At 41.4% G+C, this 13,326-nt stretch carries 14 protein-coding genes; 6 read left to right on the plus strand and 8 right to left on the minus strand.

Annotated features, from left to right (window positions below; translation table 11 throughout):
- Window positions 1-4: 4 nt before the first annotated feature.
- A complete protein-coding gene (yfbR, locus tag HWQ47_RS12795; protein ID WP_269971491.1) occupies window positions 5-592 on the minus strand; it encodes a 5'-deoxynucleotidase in 588 nt (195 codons plus the stop codon).
- 300 nt (window positions 593-892) lie between these two features.
- Between yfbR and HWQ47_RS12800 the strand changes: the two genes are divergently transcribed.
- Window positions 893-1,594: a flagellar brake domain-containing protein gene (locus HWQ47_RS12800; RefSeq protein WP_269971492.1), complete on the plus strand. Its 702-nt coding sequence runs from the start codon at window positions 893-895 to the stop codon at window positions 1,592-1,594.
- A gap of 64 nt (window positions 1,595-1,658) precedes the next feature.
- Here the strand turns inward: HWQ47_RS12800 and HWQ47_RS12805 are convergent, their stop codons facing one another.
- The 7 genes from HWQ47_RS12805 to HWQ47_RS12835 all read right to left on the minus strand — a co-directional run bounded on the left by HWQ47_RS12805 (window position 1,659) and on the right by HWQ47_RS12835 (window position 7,105).
- Complete coding sequence (locus HWQ47_RS12805; protein WP_269971493.1) at window positions 1,659-2,873, minus strand: pyridoxal phosphate-dependent aminotransferase; 1,215 nt, start codon at window positions 2,871-2,873, stop codon at window positions 1,659-1,661.
- Window positions 2,874-3,185: 312 nt separating this feature from the next.
- Complete coding sequence (gene efp / locus HWQ47_RS12810; RefSeq protein WP_269971494.1) at window positions 3,186-3,746, minus strand: elongation factor P; 561 nt, start codon at window positions 3,744-3,746, stop codon at window positions 3,186-3,188.
- A 43-nt stretch (window positions 3,747-3,789) separates the two neighbouring features.
- Window positions 3,790-4,968: an elongation factor P maturation arginine rhamnosyltransferase EarP gene (gene earP / locus HWQ47_RS12815; RefSeq protein WP_269971495.1), complete on the minus strand. Its 1,179-nt coding sequence runs from the start codon at window positions 4,966-4,968 to the stop codon at window positions 3,790-3,792.
- 189 nt (window positions 4,969-5,157) lie between these two features.
- A complete protein-coding gene (gene fldA / locus HWQ47_RS12820) occupies window positions 5,158-5,685 on the minus strand; it encodes a flavodoxin FldA (protein ID WP_269971496.1) in 528 nt (175 codons plus the stop codon).
- A gap of 50 nt (window positions 5,686-5,735) precedes the next feature.
- Window positions 5,736-6,008 (minus strand): LexA regulated protein, encoded by a 273-nt coding sequence (ybfE, locus tag HWQ47_RS12825; RefSeq protein ID WP_269971497.1) that lies wholly within the window; start codon window positions 6,006-6,008, stop codon window positions 5,736-5,738.
- A gap of 11 nt (window positions 6,009-6,019) precedes the next feature.
- A complete protein-coding gene (locus HWQ47_RS12830) occupies window positions 6,020-6,241 on the minus strand; it encodes a DUF2788 domain-containing protein (protein ID WP_269971498.1) in 222 nt (73 codons plus the stop codon).
- Between the two features lie 84 nt (window positions 6,242-6,325).
- On the minus strand, window positions 6,326-7,105 hold the full coding sequence (locus HWQ47_RS12835) for an alpha/beta fold hydrolase (protein ID WP_269971739.1): 780 nt from the start codon (window positions 7,103-7,105) through the stop codon (window positions 6,326-6,328).
- Between the two features lie 393 nt (window positions 7,106-7,498).
- Here HWQ47_RS12835 and seqA point away from each other — a divergent pair, with 393 nt between their 5' ends.
- The 5 genes from seqA to HWQ47_RS12860 all read left to right on the plus strand — a co-directional run bounded on the left by seqA (window position 7,499) and on the right by HWQ47_RS12860 (window position 13,326).
- Window positions 7,499-8,041: a replication initiation negative regulator SeqA gene (gene seqA / locus HWQ47_RS12840; RefSeq protein WP_269971499.1), complete on the plus strand. Its 543-nt coding sequence runs from the start codon at window positions 7,499-7,501 to the stop codon at window positions 8,039-8,041.
- A 48-nt stretch (window positions 8,042-8,089) separates the two neighbouring features.
- Window positions 8,090-9,742, plus strand: coding sequence for a phosphoglucomutase (alpha-D-glucose-1,6-bisphosphate-dependent) (pgm, locus tag HWQ47_RS12845; protein WP_269971740.1), 1,653 nt, complete (start codon window positions 8,090-8,092; stop codon window positions 9,740-9,742).
- A 144-nt stretch (window positions 9,743-9,886) separates the two neighbouring features.
- Complete coding sequence (astE, locus tag HWQ47_RS12850) at window positions 9,887-10,951, plus strand: succinylglutamate desuccinylase (RefSeq protein ID WP_269971500.1); 1,065 nt, start codon at window positions 9,887-9,889, stop codon at window positions 10,949-10,951.
- A gap of 215 nt (window positions 10,952-11,166) precedes the next feature.
- Window positions 11,167-12,345 carry a thiamine pyrophosphate-dependent dehydrogenase E1 component subunit alpha gene (locus tag HWQ47_RS12855; RefSeq protein WP_269971501.1) on the plus strand — a complete coding sequence of 393 codons (1,179 nt, stop codon included), beginning with the start codon at window positions 11,167-11,169 and terminating at the stop codon, window positions 12,343-12,345.
- Window positions 12,346-12,348: 3 nt separating this feature from the next.
- On the plus strand, window positions 12,349-13,326 hold the full coding sequence (locus tag HWQ47_RS12860; RefSeq protein ID WP_269971502.1) for an alpha-ketoacid dehydrogenase subunit beta: 978 nt from the start codon (window positions 12,349-12,351) through the stop codon (window positions 13,324-13,326).

The raw sequence follows: 13,326 nt of genomic DNA on the forward strand, positions 1-13,326 counted from the left end.
AATGTTAGAGTAACTTGTTGATATCATCCAAACTTAGTTTGAAACTAGGTACATAGCAGTCAATAAAATACTTTACCGCCGGATCCGGGTTTTTATTTAGAGACTCTACTAAACGCTTTCTGGCCGTATTAAACTCATTATTACCGGCGCGTATTTCTTCAAGACATTTGAGAAATGCACAGATAGTATCTGCTGATTTAACCAATTTTTTATAATCGGTATCAGCGTGTTCACTGGTGAGTAAAGGTTGGTATTCTTGTTGAAACTCATCAGGAACCATCTCAAGTAATCTATGTTCAGCAATGGCTTCAATTTTCTTATACTCAGCTTCAATCTCCTTATTGAAGTATTTTACTGGTGTGGGAAGGTCACCAGTTAAAATCTCACTGGCGTCATGAAAGATCGCCACCGTTGCAGCTCTATCAGGACTTAACACTGTTCCAAATTTTTGATTGCTAATAATGGCTAGTGCATGGGCAACCATCGCGACTTGTAGTGAATGCTCTTGAACATTTTCGCTTCGAACATTGTACATAAGTGGCCAACGTTGAATTAATTTCATGCGAGCTAGATGGGCGAAAAGGTGACTCATGAAAAATACTCATTAGGATGGTTACTACATAGAGTTACATTAGCATAAGGTATCCGGTATAAGGCAAGTGAATATTGTTATTTCATGGCGTTCATTGTTAGTATTATTGAATAAAATGAAGCCACTGATATTAATGAGTGTTTTATTCGATTTAGCGTTACTGGCACGGCATCAGTTTAGTGTCTAAAATTTATTTAAATCCATCAAGCATTCCAATATTAATACGGCTTGAATTGAACTCGCGCAAAGCCTTTGAAACGAATATTCTCAGGTCGTTTGGGGATAACATTGGAGGTCACTGTGATCCACTCATCATCCTGTCAGTTTAGTTATTTGGATCATATGGCCTGTAACACCGAGGTCAATATTCAGATAGTTACATCTAATCAAATTATTAGACTGCACTCGCGGTTTATTGGTATTGATCCAAAAAATAGTATTATTCTTGAATTAGGACAAGATAAGCATTGGCAAAAAGCAAACAGTTTTATTTTCTTAGGGCAAGAGTTGATCGTTCGAATTGTTAAAAGTGATGAGCCTAGCGCAAACGTATTGGCTTTTAAGAGTAAGATTCAGAGGTTAGAGAAAAATTACGGCTCGTGGTTGTTGATTGACTACCCTACTGAGGTGCAAAAAGTGGCACTCAGGCACCAATCCCGAATTTCAATTAATATTGGTTCTGAGATCATGTCTGCGAGTAAAGGGACTGAAGATACTGAAGAGGTGCAACCACTGGCCTTGGGATTATTAAGTGATATCTCTCTCAGGGGAGGTGCTTTTGTAACTTCAGGACTTAATACCATTATCTGTGATAAGTCATACTTGTTGAAGGTCATCACATACGATTTAAAAACCATCTCAATTCCTATCACGATAAAAAATATTCTACCGATAGAACATGATAATGAAGCATTTCAATATGGATTTATTTTCAACTTCTCACAAAAAAATTCTGAAACAATAGTGCAGAAAATAATAATGTCTCATCTATTAAATAACTAGAATTTGCTGTTTAGGCTAAAAGCGACCCGGGAAGGCCGCTTTAATCTGTAAGTTAGCAGTTGGTTTATTGTCTGTAACCATCCATGAAATGACCAAATTCTATCAAGGCTTTTTCGAGATCTTCTTTGTGAGGAAGAAATACCACTCGCAGGTGATCAGGCTCAGGCCAGTTAAAGGCTGTCCCGTGGACGAGGAGGATCTTTTTCTCTCTCAATAGGTCTAACACTAGGCGCTCATCGTCGCGAATATTGAACTTCTTTTGATCTAATTTAGGAAAAGCATACATGGCGCCTTTAGGGCATTTAACACTGATCCCTGGAATAGAGTTTAATAGTTTAATACAGGTATCACGTTGTACTTTTAAACGACCTTCATTAGCAACCAGCTCATTAATGCTTTGATATCCACCTAGCGCAGTTTGAATCGCATGCTGGTTAGGGACATTGGCGCATAAACGCATTGATGCGAGCATCTCTAGGCCTTCGATATAACTTTTAGCGGCCTTAAGGTTACCCGATAGCATCATCCAGCCTACGCGAAAACCTGCTGCCCGATAGGATTTGGATAAACCATTAAAGGTGACCGTTAGAATATCATCCGACAGACTGGCAGCGGGAATATGTTGAGCCTCATCGTATAAGATCTTATCGTAAATCTCATCGGCAAATAGAATCAGGTGATGTTGTCTGCAAATTTCAACAGCTTCGAGCAGTAACTCTCTGGAATAGACCGCACCCGTAGGATTATTAGGATTAATTAATACTAAAGCTCGGGTTCTGGGTGTTATTTTTGAACGAATGTCATCAAGATCGGGAAACCAATCCGCTTCTTCATCACAGCGATAGTGTTGTGCTTTACCGCCTGAGAGATTCACCGCAGCAGTCCATAGGGGATAATCAGGAGAGGGGATAAGTACTTCATCGTCAGTATTGAGCAAGCCTTGCATCGCCATGACGATTAGCTCTGATACACCATTACCAATATAGATATCTTCAATATCGACGCCGAAAATACCTTGCGACTGATAATGCTGCACAATGGCCTTACGGGCAGAGAATAATCCTTTTGACTCGCAGTAGCCCTGTGCACTGGGTAAATTAAGGATCACATCTCGAACGATCTCTTCTGGTGCTTCAAAGCCAAAGGAGGCGGGATTACCAATATTGAGTTTTAATATGCGATGACCTTCATCTTCAAGGCGGCGAGCTTCCTTGTGTACAGGGCCGCGGATGTCATAACAGACTGAATCTAACTTGTTTGATTTGATAATTGGGCGCATCCACAACCTCTAAAATGCTAAGTCGGTATAAGGGCTTATTCTAGCCGTACTTAGGTAAAACATAAGTAGTGGGACAATAGCGAATAATGTACTGCTTGAGAAGTACTTTACAGGGATTTTAATGCTTGATTCAAAAAATATTTTAGTTCAACACACTAAAAGTGAGGTTTTAGGAATGTGCAATCAGTGTTTAATGTGGAGTAAGGTTGACGTTTTGGTGTGATCGTCTGTTACGCCGTTCAGCTGAAACAAAAAAGCCAGTGTTAAACACTGGCTCTTATCAAGCTGTTATGAACAAAGCACGGTTAGTGCTTAGACACGCTTTTTAAATTCATTGGTGCGAGTGTCGATTTCAATCATGTCGCCGGTTTTAACGAAATCAGCAACACTCAGTGTAGCGCCACCAGAGACAGTAGCAGGCTTCATTACTTTACCAGAAGTATCTCCACGTGCTGAAGGCTCAGTGTAAGTGACTTCACGTGCGATAGTGATAGGCAGTTCAACAGAGATAGCCTTACCTTCGTAGAAAGTAACATGACAAATGTCTTCCATACCATCAACGATGTAAGCAGCGGCATCACCAAGATTGTCTGCTTCTACATCATACTGGTTGTATTCAGAATCCATAAATACATACATAGGATCTGCAAAATACGAATAGGTACACTCAAGACGTTCAAGGATAATATCGTCTAACTTATCTTCACCTTTGAACGTTGATTCAGTACTTGAGTCGATAAGTACGTTCTTTAACTTCAATTTAACGATAGCAGCGTTACGGCCTGAACGAGTTGTTTCAGTTTTCTGAACAACCCATGGGCTGCCATTTAACATGATCACGTTACCAGGACGGATTTCATGAGCAGTTTTCATTACTTTATTTCCTATTTTTGGCTTTCTATTTCAGTGCAGCATCTTAGCTATTTTTGACGAATTGAACCAGTCGAGAAGCAAGATCTGCATTATTTAATGCGTGAATAGGCCATTCTTGTGCGTGTTGCAACAATGGCTTATCCACTGAATATAGTTTTTGCCAGTAAGTTTTAACCATTTTCTGGTCGTCAATGTTAAACGCTAAGTTTAGCATTGACCAGATCTCAGCAGTTTCTGGTGCAAGATTATCGCAGTAAACTTGCATAAAAGCTTCTAATTTTATGAGATGGTAATCATCTTCCTGAGGATAAATGTGCCAAATCATGGGTTTTGCTGCCCACTGAGCTCTTAGAAATGAATCCTCGCCACGAACTATGTTCAAATCACAGCTCCAGAGCAATCTATCGAAGTCCTGTTGATTTGTCATAGGTAGGATATGTAAAGTTAAATTCTTATGCACAATCCTCTGGCCTGCGACCAAGTCTTCAACCGCACATGGTAACAAGTGTGATAAGCAATTTAAGGCTCGACCTCGAGGAAGTAAGGCGTGGATCTTGTTAGGGGATGATTGCCATAACTCGCATAGAGCTGTAAGTGCTGGTGTCTCGTAACTGAATACGCTAATAAGCATATCCTCTTGGTTTATACCTGATAGGCCTAATTGATCAAATAGAGACTGTTTATTGCTTGGGTTTAATTGCCACTGTTCACGTTGATTAAACAGATTTTTTTCGCAGATAAGGCCACCTGTTTTTTCCGTGAAACCAGGGAAATAGAAAAACTTTTTTAAACCACTTGTTTGTAATGAGGGGAGGCCATGACAACCATCGACCCAAGTTTCAGCACTTAAATACTCAAGGTTTAGCCACAGTGGGGGCTTTTCATCGGCAGATTGATGTTGTTCTGTAAGTTGTTCAATGACGTTTGCTGGCAACTCGCAGGCAAATGCCTCAATGATAACACTCCCTGGGGAGTAACTAATATCGAGTGGTCTGTTCCATTGCAGTATTTTGACGCCGTGAAATGTTTGCACAGGGTATGTTGGATCAAGCTGAGGTAAAATATGAGAAAAACTGTGCAGATCATCAACCCAAAGATTGATTGTTAACTGATATTCGTCAGCAAGTTGTCTGGCCAGACGCCAGGTAACGCCAATATCGCCATAATTGTCGACAACAGCACAGAAGATATCCCAGTGTTGATTTTCTGATTTGGCAGTCATTTTTTAAGCTTAATTCTCATGTTAATTGCAACAAAGTAAATTTACATCCTTGACCATCCATGGATGGAGGAAATGTCTTCAAGATGTCGGGAACATCTAAGACCCATGATAAATTTGCAATAAGAGTTCAGACACAAAAAAGCGGCTATAAGCCGCTTTTTGAACCGTTAGATTTCTGATTCAAGCAGATCAATCTTCAAGTTCAGCTAAACACATCTCTTCGTAGATCTGTTTTACCCAAGCATCAACACGCTCTTCTGTTAATTCAGGTTGACGATCTTCATCAATGCCTAGTCCAACAAAATGTTTATCATCGGCAAGACCTTTTGACGCTTCAAAGTCATAGCTTTCCGTAGGCCAGTGACCAATTACGATACCGCCACGGGCCTCGACAATTTCATTCACCATGCCCATGGCATCAAGGAAGTACTCGGCGTAATCTTCTTGATCACCGCAACCAAAGATAGCCACTAACTTATCTTCAAAGTTGATCTGCTCTAGCTCAGGGAAAAAATCATCCCAATCACATTGAGCTTCACCGTAGTACCAAGTAGGGATACCAAAAAGAAGAAGATCATATTCTTGTATCTGTTCTTTAGTGCTCTTGGCGATGTCTTTAACATCGACCATCTTTTTGCCCAGTTTTTTCTGGATCATCTTGGCGACGGCTTCAGTGTTACCTGTATCGCTACCGAAAAAAAGACCTACAGTTGCCATTGTCTTTCCTATATCTAATTAGCAGTGTTTGTTATCGTTAACAGAGCGGGTTAAGAGTCAACCAGATTCTGCAATATCAATTCGATTAATTGGCTTCGACTAATTTTACTGGCCAAAGCCTTTTCATTCAAGGCGTCATACAAATCTTGTGACACCTTTAGCTCTATTCGTTTTAGTCCGTTAGCTCTATCACGCTGGATCTGGTTTCGCTTATTGACTTTTAATTGCTGGTCTCTAGGTAACGGGTTACTTCTAGGACGGCCTCGTCGCTTTTCTGTTGCGAATAGATCTATTGTGGTTCTGTCTGATGTTTCTTTAGCCATTTAATCAATGTTTAACCAATGCCTGAGCCTTCCCAGAACATCTGTATTAATCCCTTCGCAATAAACCCGGCACAGCCGATAAATAACACAAGCCAAACGATGTTACGACCAAACTTAGGGACTTTGCCCTGTTTTAGCACATCATGTATAGCCATACCGATAAAGAAAAAAATTGATGCGAAAAAGAGGTTTAGCCCTAACGCTTCAATCTGCTCCATATACTGAGATAACATTTCACGCTTCCTCAGGCTCAAAAGAGGCGCGAATATACCATAGATGATGTGTGGCTGCTATATGCATAAATGACTAAATAAGGATTATTTAGTTGTGTGTTTAAGGATAAACTCTGAGATGATACGATTGAAAATGATGGGTTTTTGAGCATGTAGCCAATGACCAGTACCTTCAATGGTTTTTGCTTGAACGTTAGGAAACTGTGCCATTATAGCGGCTCTATGGTCAGCGGTAATATAATCGGAGTCGCCACCGCGAATAAATAAACATGGTCCTTTATAAACCATTTCTGCAGGTATATTGTCGTTGTACCAAGCAATCATCTGGGGGTAACTATCCAGCAGTCCATCCAGATTCATTTTCCATTTATACCCAGCTTCATCTTGAGCGAGATTTTTAAGTAAAAATTGTGCTGTTGCAACATCAATACCTGACATCAATAACGACGAAAGCGCCTGAGAGCGGTTTTTAACTTGATTTAAGTTAACGGCTTTCAGTGCCTCAAATACATTCAAGTGTCTGTCTTGGTAACTAACAGGGGCAATGTCCGCTGCAACAACACTGACTATTCGCTCGGAAAATGACAGTGCCGTAGCCATTGCAATCTTACCGCCCATCGAGTGTCCGACAAGATGAGCTTCATTAATAGATAACTCATCCATGAGTTCAATCACCGCACGCGCCAAAGTAGGATAATTTATGGTTGACCAATGTGGACTCAAACCATGATTTGGTACATCGACACGTATCACTCGATAACTTGATTCTAAACTCTTACTTAAATTTTTTAAGTTATCTAGATTACCGAATAAGCCGTGTATTAAGATCACAACTTGACCTTGGCCTGTAGAGATATAGTTCATGTCAACTCGTCGAAGTGCTAATAGGCTTAACATTGTGCCTTATAACCCTAAAGCACTTCAAGATGAAGGATTTTATAAGCCAATAGGTGCCTATTATTTCATCATAGGGCATAGAATTGAAAAGTCGATAAATGGCTCTGAACTGAAAATCCATTGACTAAAATGAGTATTAACGCGATGAAGTGTTTTGTTTTTAGGCAAATGAGTCAGTTTTCTTTCAGCTAAAGTGCAAGTATTTCGAAATTGAGATAAATGGTCTTTATTATAAGTTTAAAGATGGCATACTCTTGTGCAACGATCGCCCGGATAGAAAAATGATCCAGTAATTATTTCATTCCATAAATCTATTTTTATGGTTTAGGGCATTAATTTCTAGTGAGGAAGAGAAAGATCATGAAATATATAGAGGTTGATGAAGAGCTATATCGCCTTATTGCCAGCAAGACTGAAAGGATCGGCGAGAGTGCTTCTGAAATCTTACGTCGATTACTGGGCTTAGAAGTTAAACTTGTGGCGCCACTTGTAAAAGATGAGCCCGAAGTTATCAGTCAACCTAGCTTTGAGAAGGTGGCAGCTGAGATTGTTGAGCAGCCTAGATTGATCGATCTTGACGCTTGCATTGATAAAGAGGAACTGGCCGTAGCGAAAGGCGCTGTTGGACGTTTCTTGTTTATTTTGCAAGCCGTGTATCTGGCTTCACCACAAAAATTTGAGCAAGTGTTGAAAATTAAAGGCCGAGATAGACTCTATTTTGCCACTTCAAAGCAGTCGCTGCTAAAATCAAGTAAATCGGCTAATCCGAAAGAGATAGGTCAAAGTGGCTATTGGGTCACCACAAACAATAGCACGGCTAAGAAGCGCACTATCTTGACTGAGGTTTTACAACAGTACGGTACTGTTGAGGGACAAATAGAAGCGATCACAACTAATCTTTAATTTGTTCTTTTAGATAAATGATTTTAACCAATGAGCAGGAGAATAGTATTGGCTATTCATGAACGTGCTGGACAAGCAGCATCACAAAAGGATTTGACAAATATACCTAAGCTGATGAGTCACTATTATCGATTGACTCCCAATTTAGAGATGGATGAGCAGAAGGTAACTTTTGGTACTTCTGGTCACAGAGGTAGCGCGTTTAAACGTAGCTTCAATGAAGCTCATATTCTTGCAATTACTCAAGCTGTGGTCGATTACCGTAGTAAGGCAGGGATCACTGGTCCTCTGTATTTAGGTATCGATACCCATGCGTTATCTCAAGCAGCCTATATAACGGCCATTGAGGTATTAGTGGCCAATAGCGTGACTGTGATTGTCCACAAAGATGATGGGTTTACACCCACTCCTGTTATTTCTCATGCCATCATTAGCGCGAACCAATATTCAGACTGTAAGGCAGACGGGTTAATTATCACCCCATCGCATAATCCCCCACAAGATGGCGGGATCAAGTATAACCCTCCCCATGGTGGGCCGGCAGAAGGTGAGATCACCCAGTGGATTGAGGATCGTGCCAATGAGTACCTGCGTCAAAATCTAGTCGGGGTTCAGCGCACTGACTATTCACAAGCTATGTTAAGTGAACATGTTCAAGCTGCAAATTTAATCCAACCCTATGTTAATGATTTAATTAACGTGATCGACATGGAGGCTATCTCAAAGGCTAAGTTAGCATTAGGTGTAGATCCACTCGGGGGATCAGGGATCTTTTACTGGGCCGAAATAGCAAAACGCTATCAACTGGATATTAGCTTGGTCAACGATCGTGTGGATCCTAGTTTCAGTTTTATGCCTCTTGATAAAGATGGCAAGATTAGAATGGATTGTTCATCAAGTTATGCCATGTCAGGTTTACTAGCACACAAGGATAATTTTGATCTTTGTGTGGGTAACGACCCTGACTACGATCGTCATGGCATCGTTTGTCCGGGTAGTGGCTTGATGAATCCGAATCATTTTTTGGCCGTGGCAATCGACTACCTAGTGACACATAGGCCTCAATGGTCTGAGTCTTTAAAAATCGGTAAAACCTTAGTTTCTAGCTCAATGATAGATAAGGTATGCGCACAACATCAGCGTGTGATGAGCGAAGTGCCCGTCGGTTTTAAATGGTTTGTCGATGGTTTAGCCGATGCTAGTTTTGCCTTTGGTGGTGAAGAGAGTGCAGGGGCAGCCTTTTTAAGACGTGATGGTACGACTTGGTGTACTGATAAAGACGGCTTTATTTTAGCGCTTCTAGCGGCTGAAATATTGGCGGTGACTGGTAAAACGCCAGCTGAACGATACCGTGAGCTTGTCGCGTTGCACGGGGAGAGTTTTTATACCCGTGTAGACAGTCCGGTGAGCACGCAGAAGAAAGCCAAATTTGCCCAGATAACTTCAGGAAATGTTGATGTCGATGTATTAGGTACTGACACTTTAGCAGGTGAAAACATTCATAGGATTTTGACTAAGGCTCCGGGTAACAAGGCTAATATCGGTGGCATTAAAGTGGTGACTAATAATGCATGGTTTGCTGCTAGACCTTCTGGAACCGAAGCACTGTTCAAGATCTATGGTGAGAGTTTTATTAGTCAAGATCACCTAGATGAAGTGATAAACCAAGCACAATCTATGATAGATAAGATGTTAAACTAAGTTTAAGTTGCCATTTTTCAGTTTATATGTCGAAAAAGCCTCTGCATTCTTGTCGAGGCTTTTTGCTAAAATAATAAATGATCTTGCCCATCAATCCCCGTATTGAATTTTTGTCTTGGTGTAAGAGCAAATAAGGAGCATCTCGTGTTACAAGCGCTACAACAGTCTAAAGATTTTTTACAACTCACACTGGCACAACCGCAGTATTTTGCGGAAACTGGATCGTTTATGCTTGGCTCACATACTCAAGTGGAAGTATGGGATACGGGTGTTATTGTGTTTGAACCGATTGTATCTGAGCTCAACCAAACAGAGAGTAAAGATATCGTGCTCTCCTGCGCAGTACATGGTAATGAAACGGCTCCTATTGAGCTGTGTAATGGACTCATTAAGGCATTGCTTGCAGAAACATTGATCGCTAAGCAAAGAGTGCTTTTCTTATTTGGTAACCCGCCAGCAATTAATAACGGTACCCGTTTTATCGAAGAGAATTTAAATAGACTCTTCAATGGAGCGCATTCTATTGGCAAAGGTTTGATAAACCCTGAACGTATCCGCGCGAAAAAACTTGAGTTTTATGTCGATAAATTTTTTACTTCAGCGACGAGTTCAAGCCATAAAATTCACTATGACCTGCATACGGCCATTCGTGGTTCAAAGCATGAGAAGTTTGCTATTTACCCCTATAGACCAGGTCGTCAATACAGTGGCAAGCAGATCATGTTTCTCGAAGCTTGTGGCATAGATACCATTTTGTTTCATCATGAGCCTACGACGACATTCAGCTACTTTTCATCTGTTAACTATCAGGCTGATGCATTTACTATCGAGCTGGGAAAGGTGTTGCCTATGGGCCAGAACGATATGACTCGTTTTATCGCATTGAATGAGATGTTGACCAGACTTATCAGTGACACACCACTTAAGGTCTCTTCTTTTAATGCTAAATCAGTCAACTTGTATCAGGTCTGTAGGGCCATCAACAAAAACGTTGATGACTTTGAATTTACCTTTGCCAATGATGTTGAAAATTTCACTGCATTTCCAAAAGGGTACATTTTAGCAAAAGAGGCCGGAAATGAGATTAAAGTTGAGCATGAGATAGAGGCGGTGGTATTTCCTAACGCTAAAGTACCTGTCGGTCAACGTACTGTATTGTGCCTTAAGCCTGCCAGCACAGAGAATATTGATAAAGCTAATGGCTCATAGAGTCCAAGTAAGCTAGGCCAGCCTACAGGCGGGATCTGGCTCAAATGTAAAGCTAAACATACGCGAGTAGACTGGGTTAGTTTTTGTTAAGGTATCATCAACAGTTGATAGGTAGTTTACGTTAACGTAATGTTCTGCAACGCGTATAACAAGAATATCCTCTGCCAGTGGGAGAGGACTCAAAAAATGAAGCACTCAGCTGATAAGAGAATAGTATGAGCAACGCAACAAGCCAAAATGAAACTGTCCATCGTGTCAGTTTTCTCGATAAGGATTCAATACGAATCCCGATTTTAAAAATCTTGCAAGCCGATGGCACCGTGTATGAAAATGCTGTGTTACCTGTCATTGATGAAGCCCTTGCTCACCGTATTTATGATACCTGTGTCTTTACCCGTGTCTTAGATGAGCGCATGTTAGGTGCTCAGCGTCAGGGGCGGATCAGCTTTTATATGACATGTACGGGTGAGGAAGCCTCAATTATTGGCAGTGCAGCTTCCTTGGATAACCAAGATGTCATTTTGGCTCAGTACCGTGAGCATGCGGCACTGCGTTATCGTGGATTTACTACAGAGCAATTTATGAATCAATTGTTCAGTAATGAAAAAGATCTAGGTAAAGGCCGCCAGATGCCAATCCATTATGGTTCTGCGGAGCTGCATTACCAGACTATCTCTTCACCGCTTGCGACGCAGATCCCACAAGCTACCGGAGTTGGTTACAGCTTAAAGATGCAAGGTAAGCGTAATATTGCTATTTGTTACTTTGGTGAGGGCGCCGCCTCGGAAGGCGATTTTCATGCTGGCCTGAACATGGCTGCAGTGCTTAAATCCCCTACTATCTTCTTCTGCCGTAATAACGGTTATGCCATTTCGACTCCGACCAGCGAGCAGTTTGTTGGTAATGGTATCGCCAGTCGTGGTCCAGGTTATGGTATGTACACCATACGCGTCGATGGAAATGACATGTTGGCTGTACTTGCCGCGACTCAACAAGCCAGAGCATATGCGGTTGAAAATCATGCGCCTGTACTTATCGAAGCCATGACCTATCGGCTTGGTGCGCATTCATCATCTGACGATCCATCGGGTTATCGCTCAAAAGATGAAGAAGCTAAGTGGCAGCAACATGATCCCGTTAAACGTTTTAAATTATGGATGATTAACAAGGGATGGTTGACTGAAAAACAAGATGCCGAGCTATTCGAAAAGTATCGCAGTGAAGTGCTAGCTGAAGTTAAAATTGCTGAGAAGCTCCCCATGTCGCATATCGATACCTTGATTGAGGATGTCTACGACACGCCAACACCAAGACTACAGCAGCAACTCGATACGCTCAAAAAACATCTTAAAAAATATCCTAAATCATACCCAAAAAGTGAAGGGAGAGTGTAAGCCGTGGCCAAAATTAATATGTTACAAGCCATCAATGATGCACTTTCTATGGCTTTGGGAACTGATGAGAAAGCGATATTGTTTGGTGAAGATGTCGGTCATTTTGGCGGTGTTTTCAGAGCAACGTCGGGTTTACAAGAAAAATTTGGCCGTGATCGTTGTTTCAATACACCGTTAACTGAACAAGGGATTGCAGGTTTTGCCAATGGTTTAGCCTCTAACGGTATGACAGCTATTGCTGAGATCCAGTTTGCTGATTATATTTTCCCCGCAATTGATCAAATTGTTAATGAGACGGCTAAGTTCAGATACCGAAGTGGTAATGAATTTAATGTCGGTGGTGTCACCTTCAGAACTCCCTATGGTGGTGGTATTGCTGGTGGTCATTATCACTCTCAATCACCCGAAGCCTATTTTACCCAAACCGCGGGCCTTAAAGTGGTTGTGCCGCGTAACGCTTATCAGGCTAAAGGGCTACTATTGGCTTCTATCCGTGATAATAACCCGGTCATTTTCTTTGAGCCTAAGCGTTTGTACCGTGCCAATATTGCAGAAGTTCCTGAAGGGGATTATGAGATTGAACTGGGCAAAGCAGAAGTGGTTCGAGAGGGTAAAGATATCACATTGCTCGCTTGGGGTGCTCAAGTGGAGATCATCGAGAATGCAGCTGATATGGCGACTAAAGAGGGTATATCTTGTGAGATAATCGATCTTAGAACGTTAGCCCCATGGGATGCTGTAACGGTTGCCGAGTCAGTTAAAAAAACGGGCCGTTTACTTATCAACCATGAAGCGCCGTTAACTGGAGGCTTTGCAGGTGAGATAGCCGCCACGATTCAGGAGGAGTGTTTCCTTTATCTTGAATCGCCAATCAGCCGAGTGTGTGGATTAGATACGCCATATCCTTTGATCCATGAGAAAGAATATATGCCTGATGCGCTGAAGACATTTGACGCGATAAAAGCATCAGTTAAATTTTAG

Origin of the sequence: Shewanella sp. MTB7 (assembly GCF_027571385.1) — a bacterium.
In the GTDB taxonomy this organism is placed as follows: Bacteria; Pseudomonadota; Gammaproteobacteria; order Enterobacterales; family Shewanellaceae; genus Shewanella.

Bases quoted from the DNA above. Each gene is read 5' to 3' on its own strand.
- HWQ47_RS12805 (WP_269971493.1), bottom strand. From the start codon at position 2,873: ATGCGCCCAATTATCAAATCAAACAAGTTAGATTCAGTCTGTTATGAC.
- fldA (WP_269971496.1), bottom strand. From the start codon at position 5,685: ATGGCAACTGTAGGTCTTTTTTTCGGTAGCGATACAGGTAACACTGAA.
- ybfE (WP_269971497.1), bottom strand. From the start codon at position 6,008: ATGGCTAAAGAAACATCAGACAGAACCACAATAGATCTATTCGCAACA.
- seqA (WP_269971499.1), top strand. From the start codon at position 7,499: ATGAAATATATAGAGGTTGATGAAGAGCTATATCGCCTTATTGCCAGC.
- HWQ47_RS12830 (WP_269971498.1), bottom strand. From the start codon at position 6,241: ATGTTATCTCAGTATATGGAGCAGATTGAAGCGTTAGGGCTAAACCTC.
- yfbR (WP_269971491.1), bottom strand. From the start codon at position 592: ATGAGTCACCTTTTCGCCCATCTAGCTCGCATGAAATTAATTCAACGT.
- earP (WP_269971495.1), bottom strand. From the start codon at position 4,968: ATGACTGCCAAATCAGAAAATCAACACTGGGATATCTTCTGTGCTGTT.
- efp (WP_269971494.1), bottom strand. From the start codon at position 3,746: ATGAAAACTGCTCATGAAATCCGTCCTGGTAACGTGATCATGTTAAAT.
- HWQ47_RS12855 (WP_269971501.1), top strand. From the start codon at position 11,167: ATGAGCAACGCAACAAGCCAAAATGAAACTGTCCATCGTGTCAGTTTT.
- HWQ47_RS12835 (WP_269971739.1), bottom strand. From the start codon at position 7,105: ATGAACTATATCTCTACAGGCCAAGGTCAAGTTGTGATCTTAATACAC.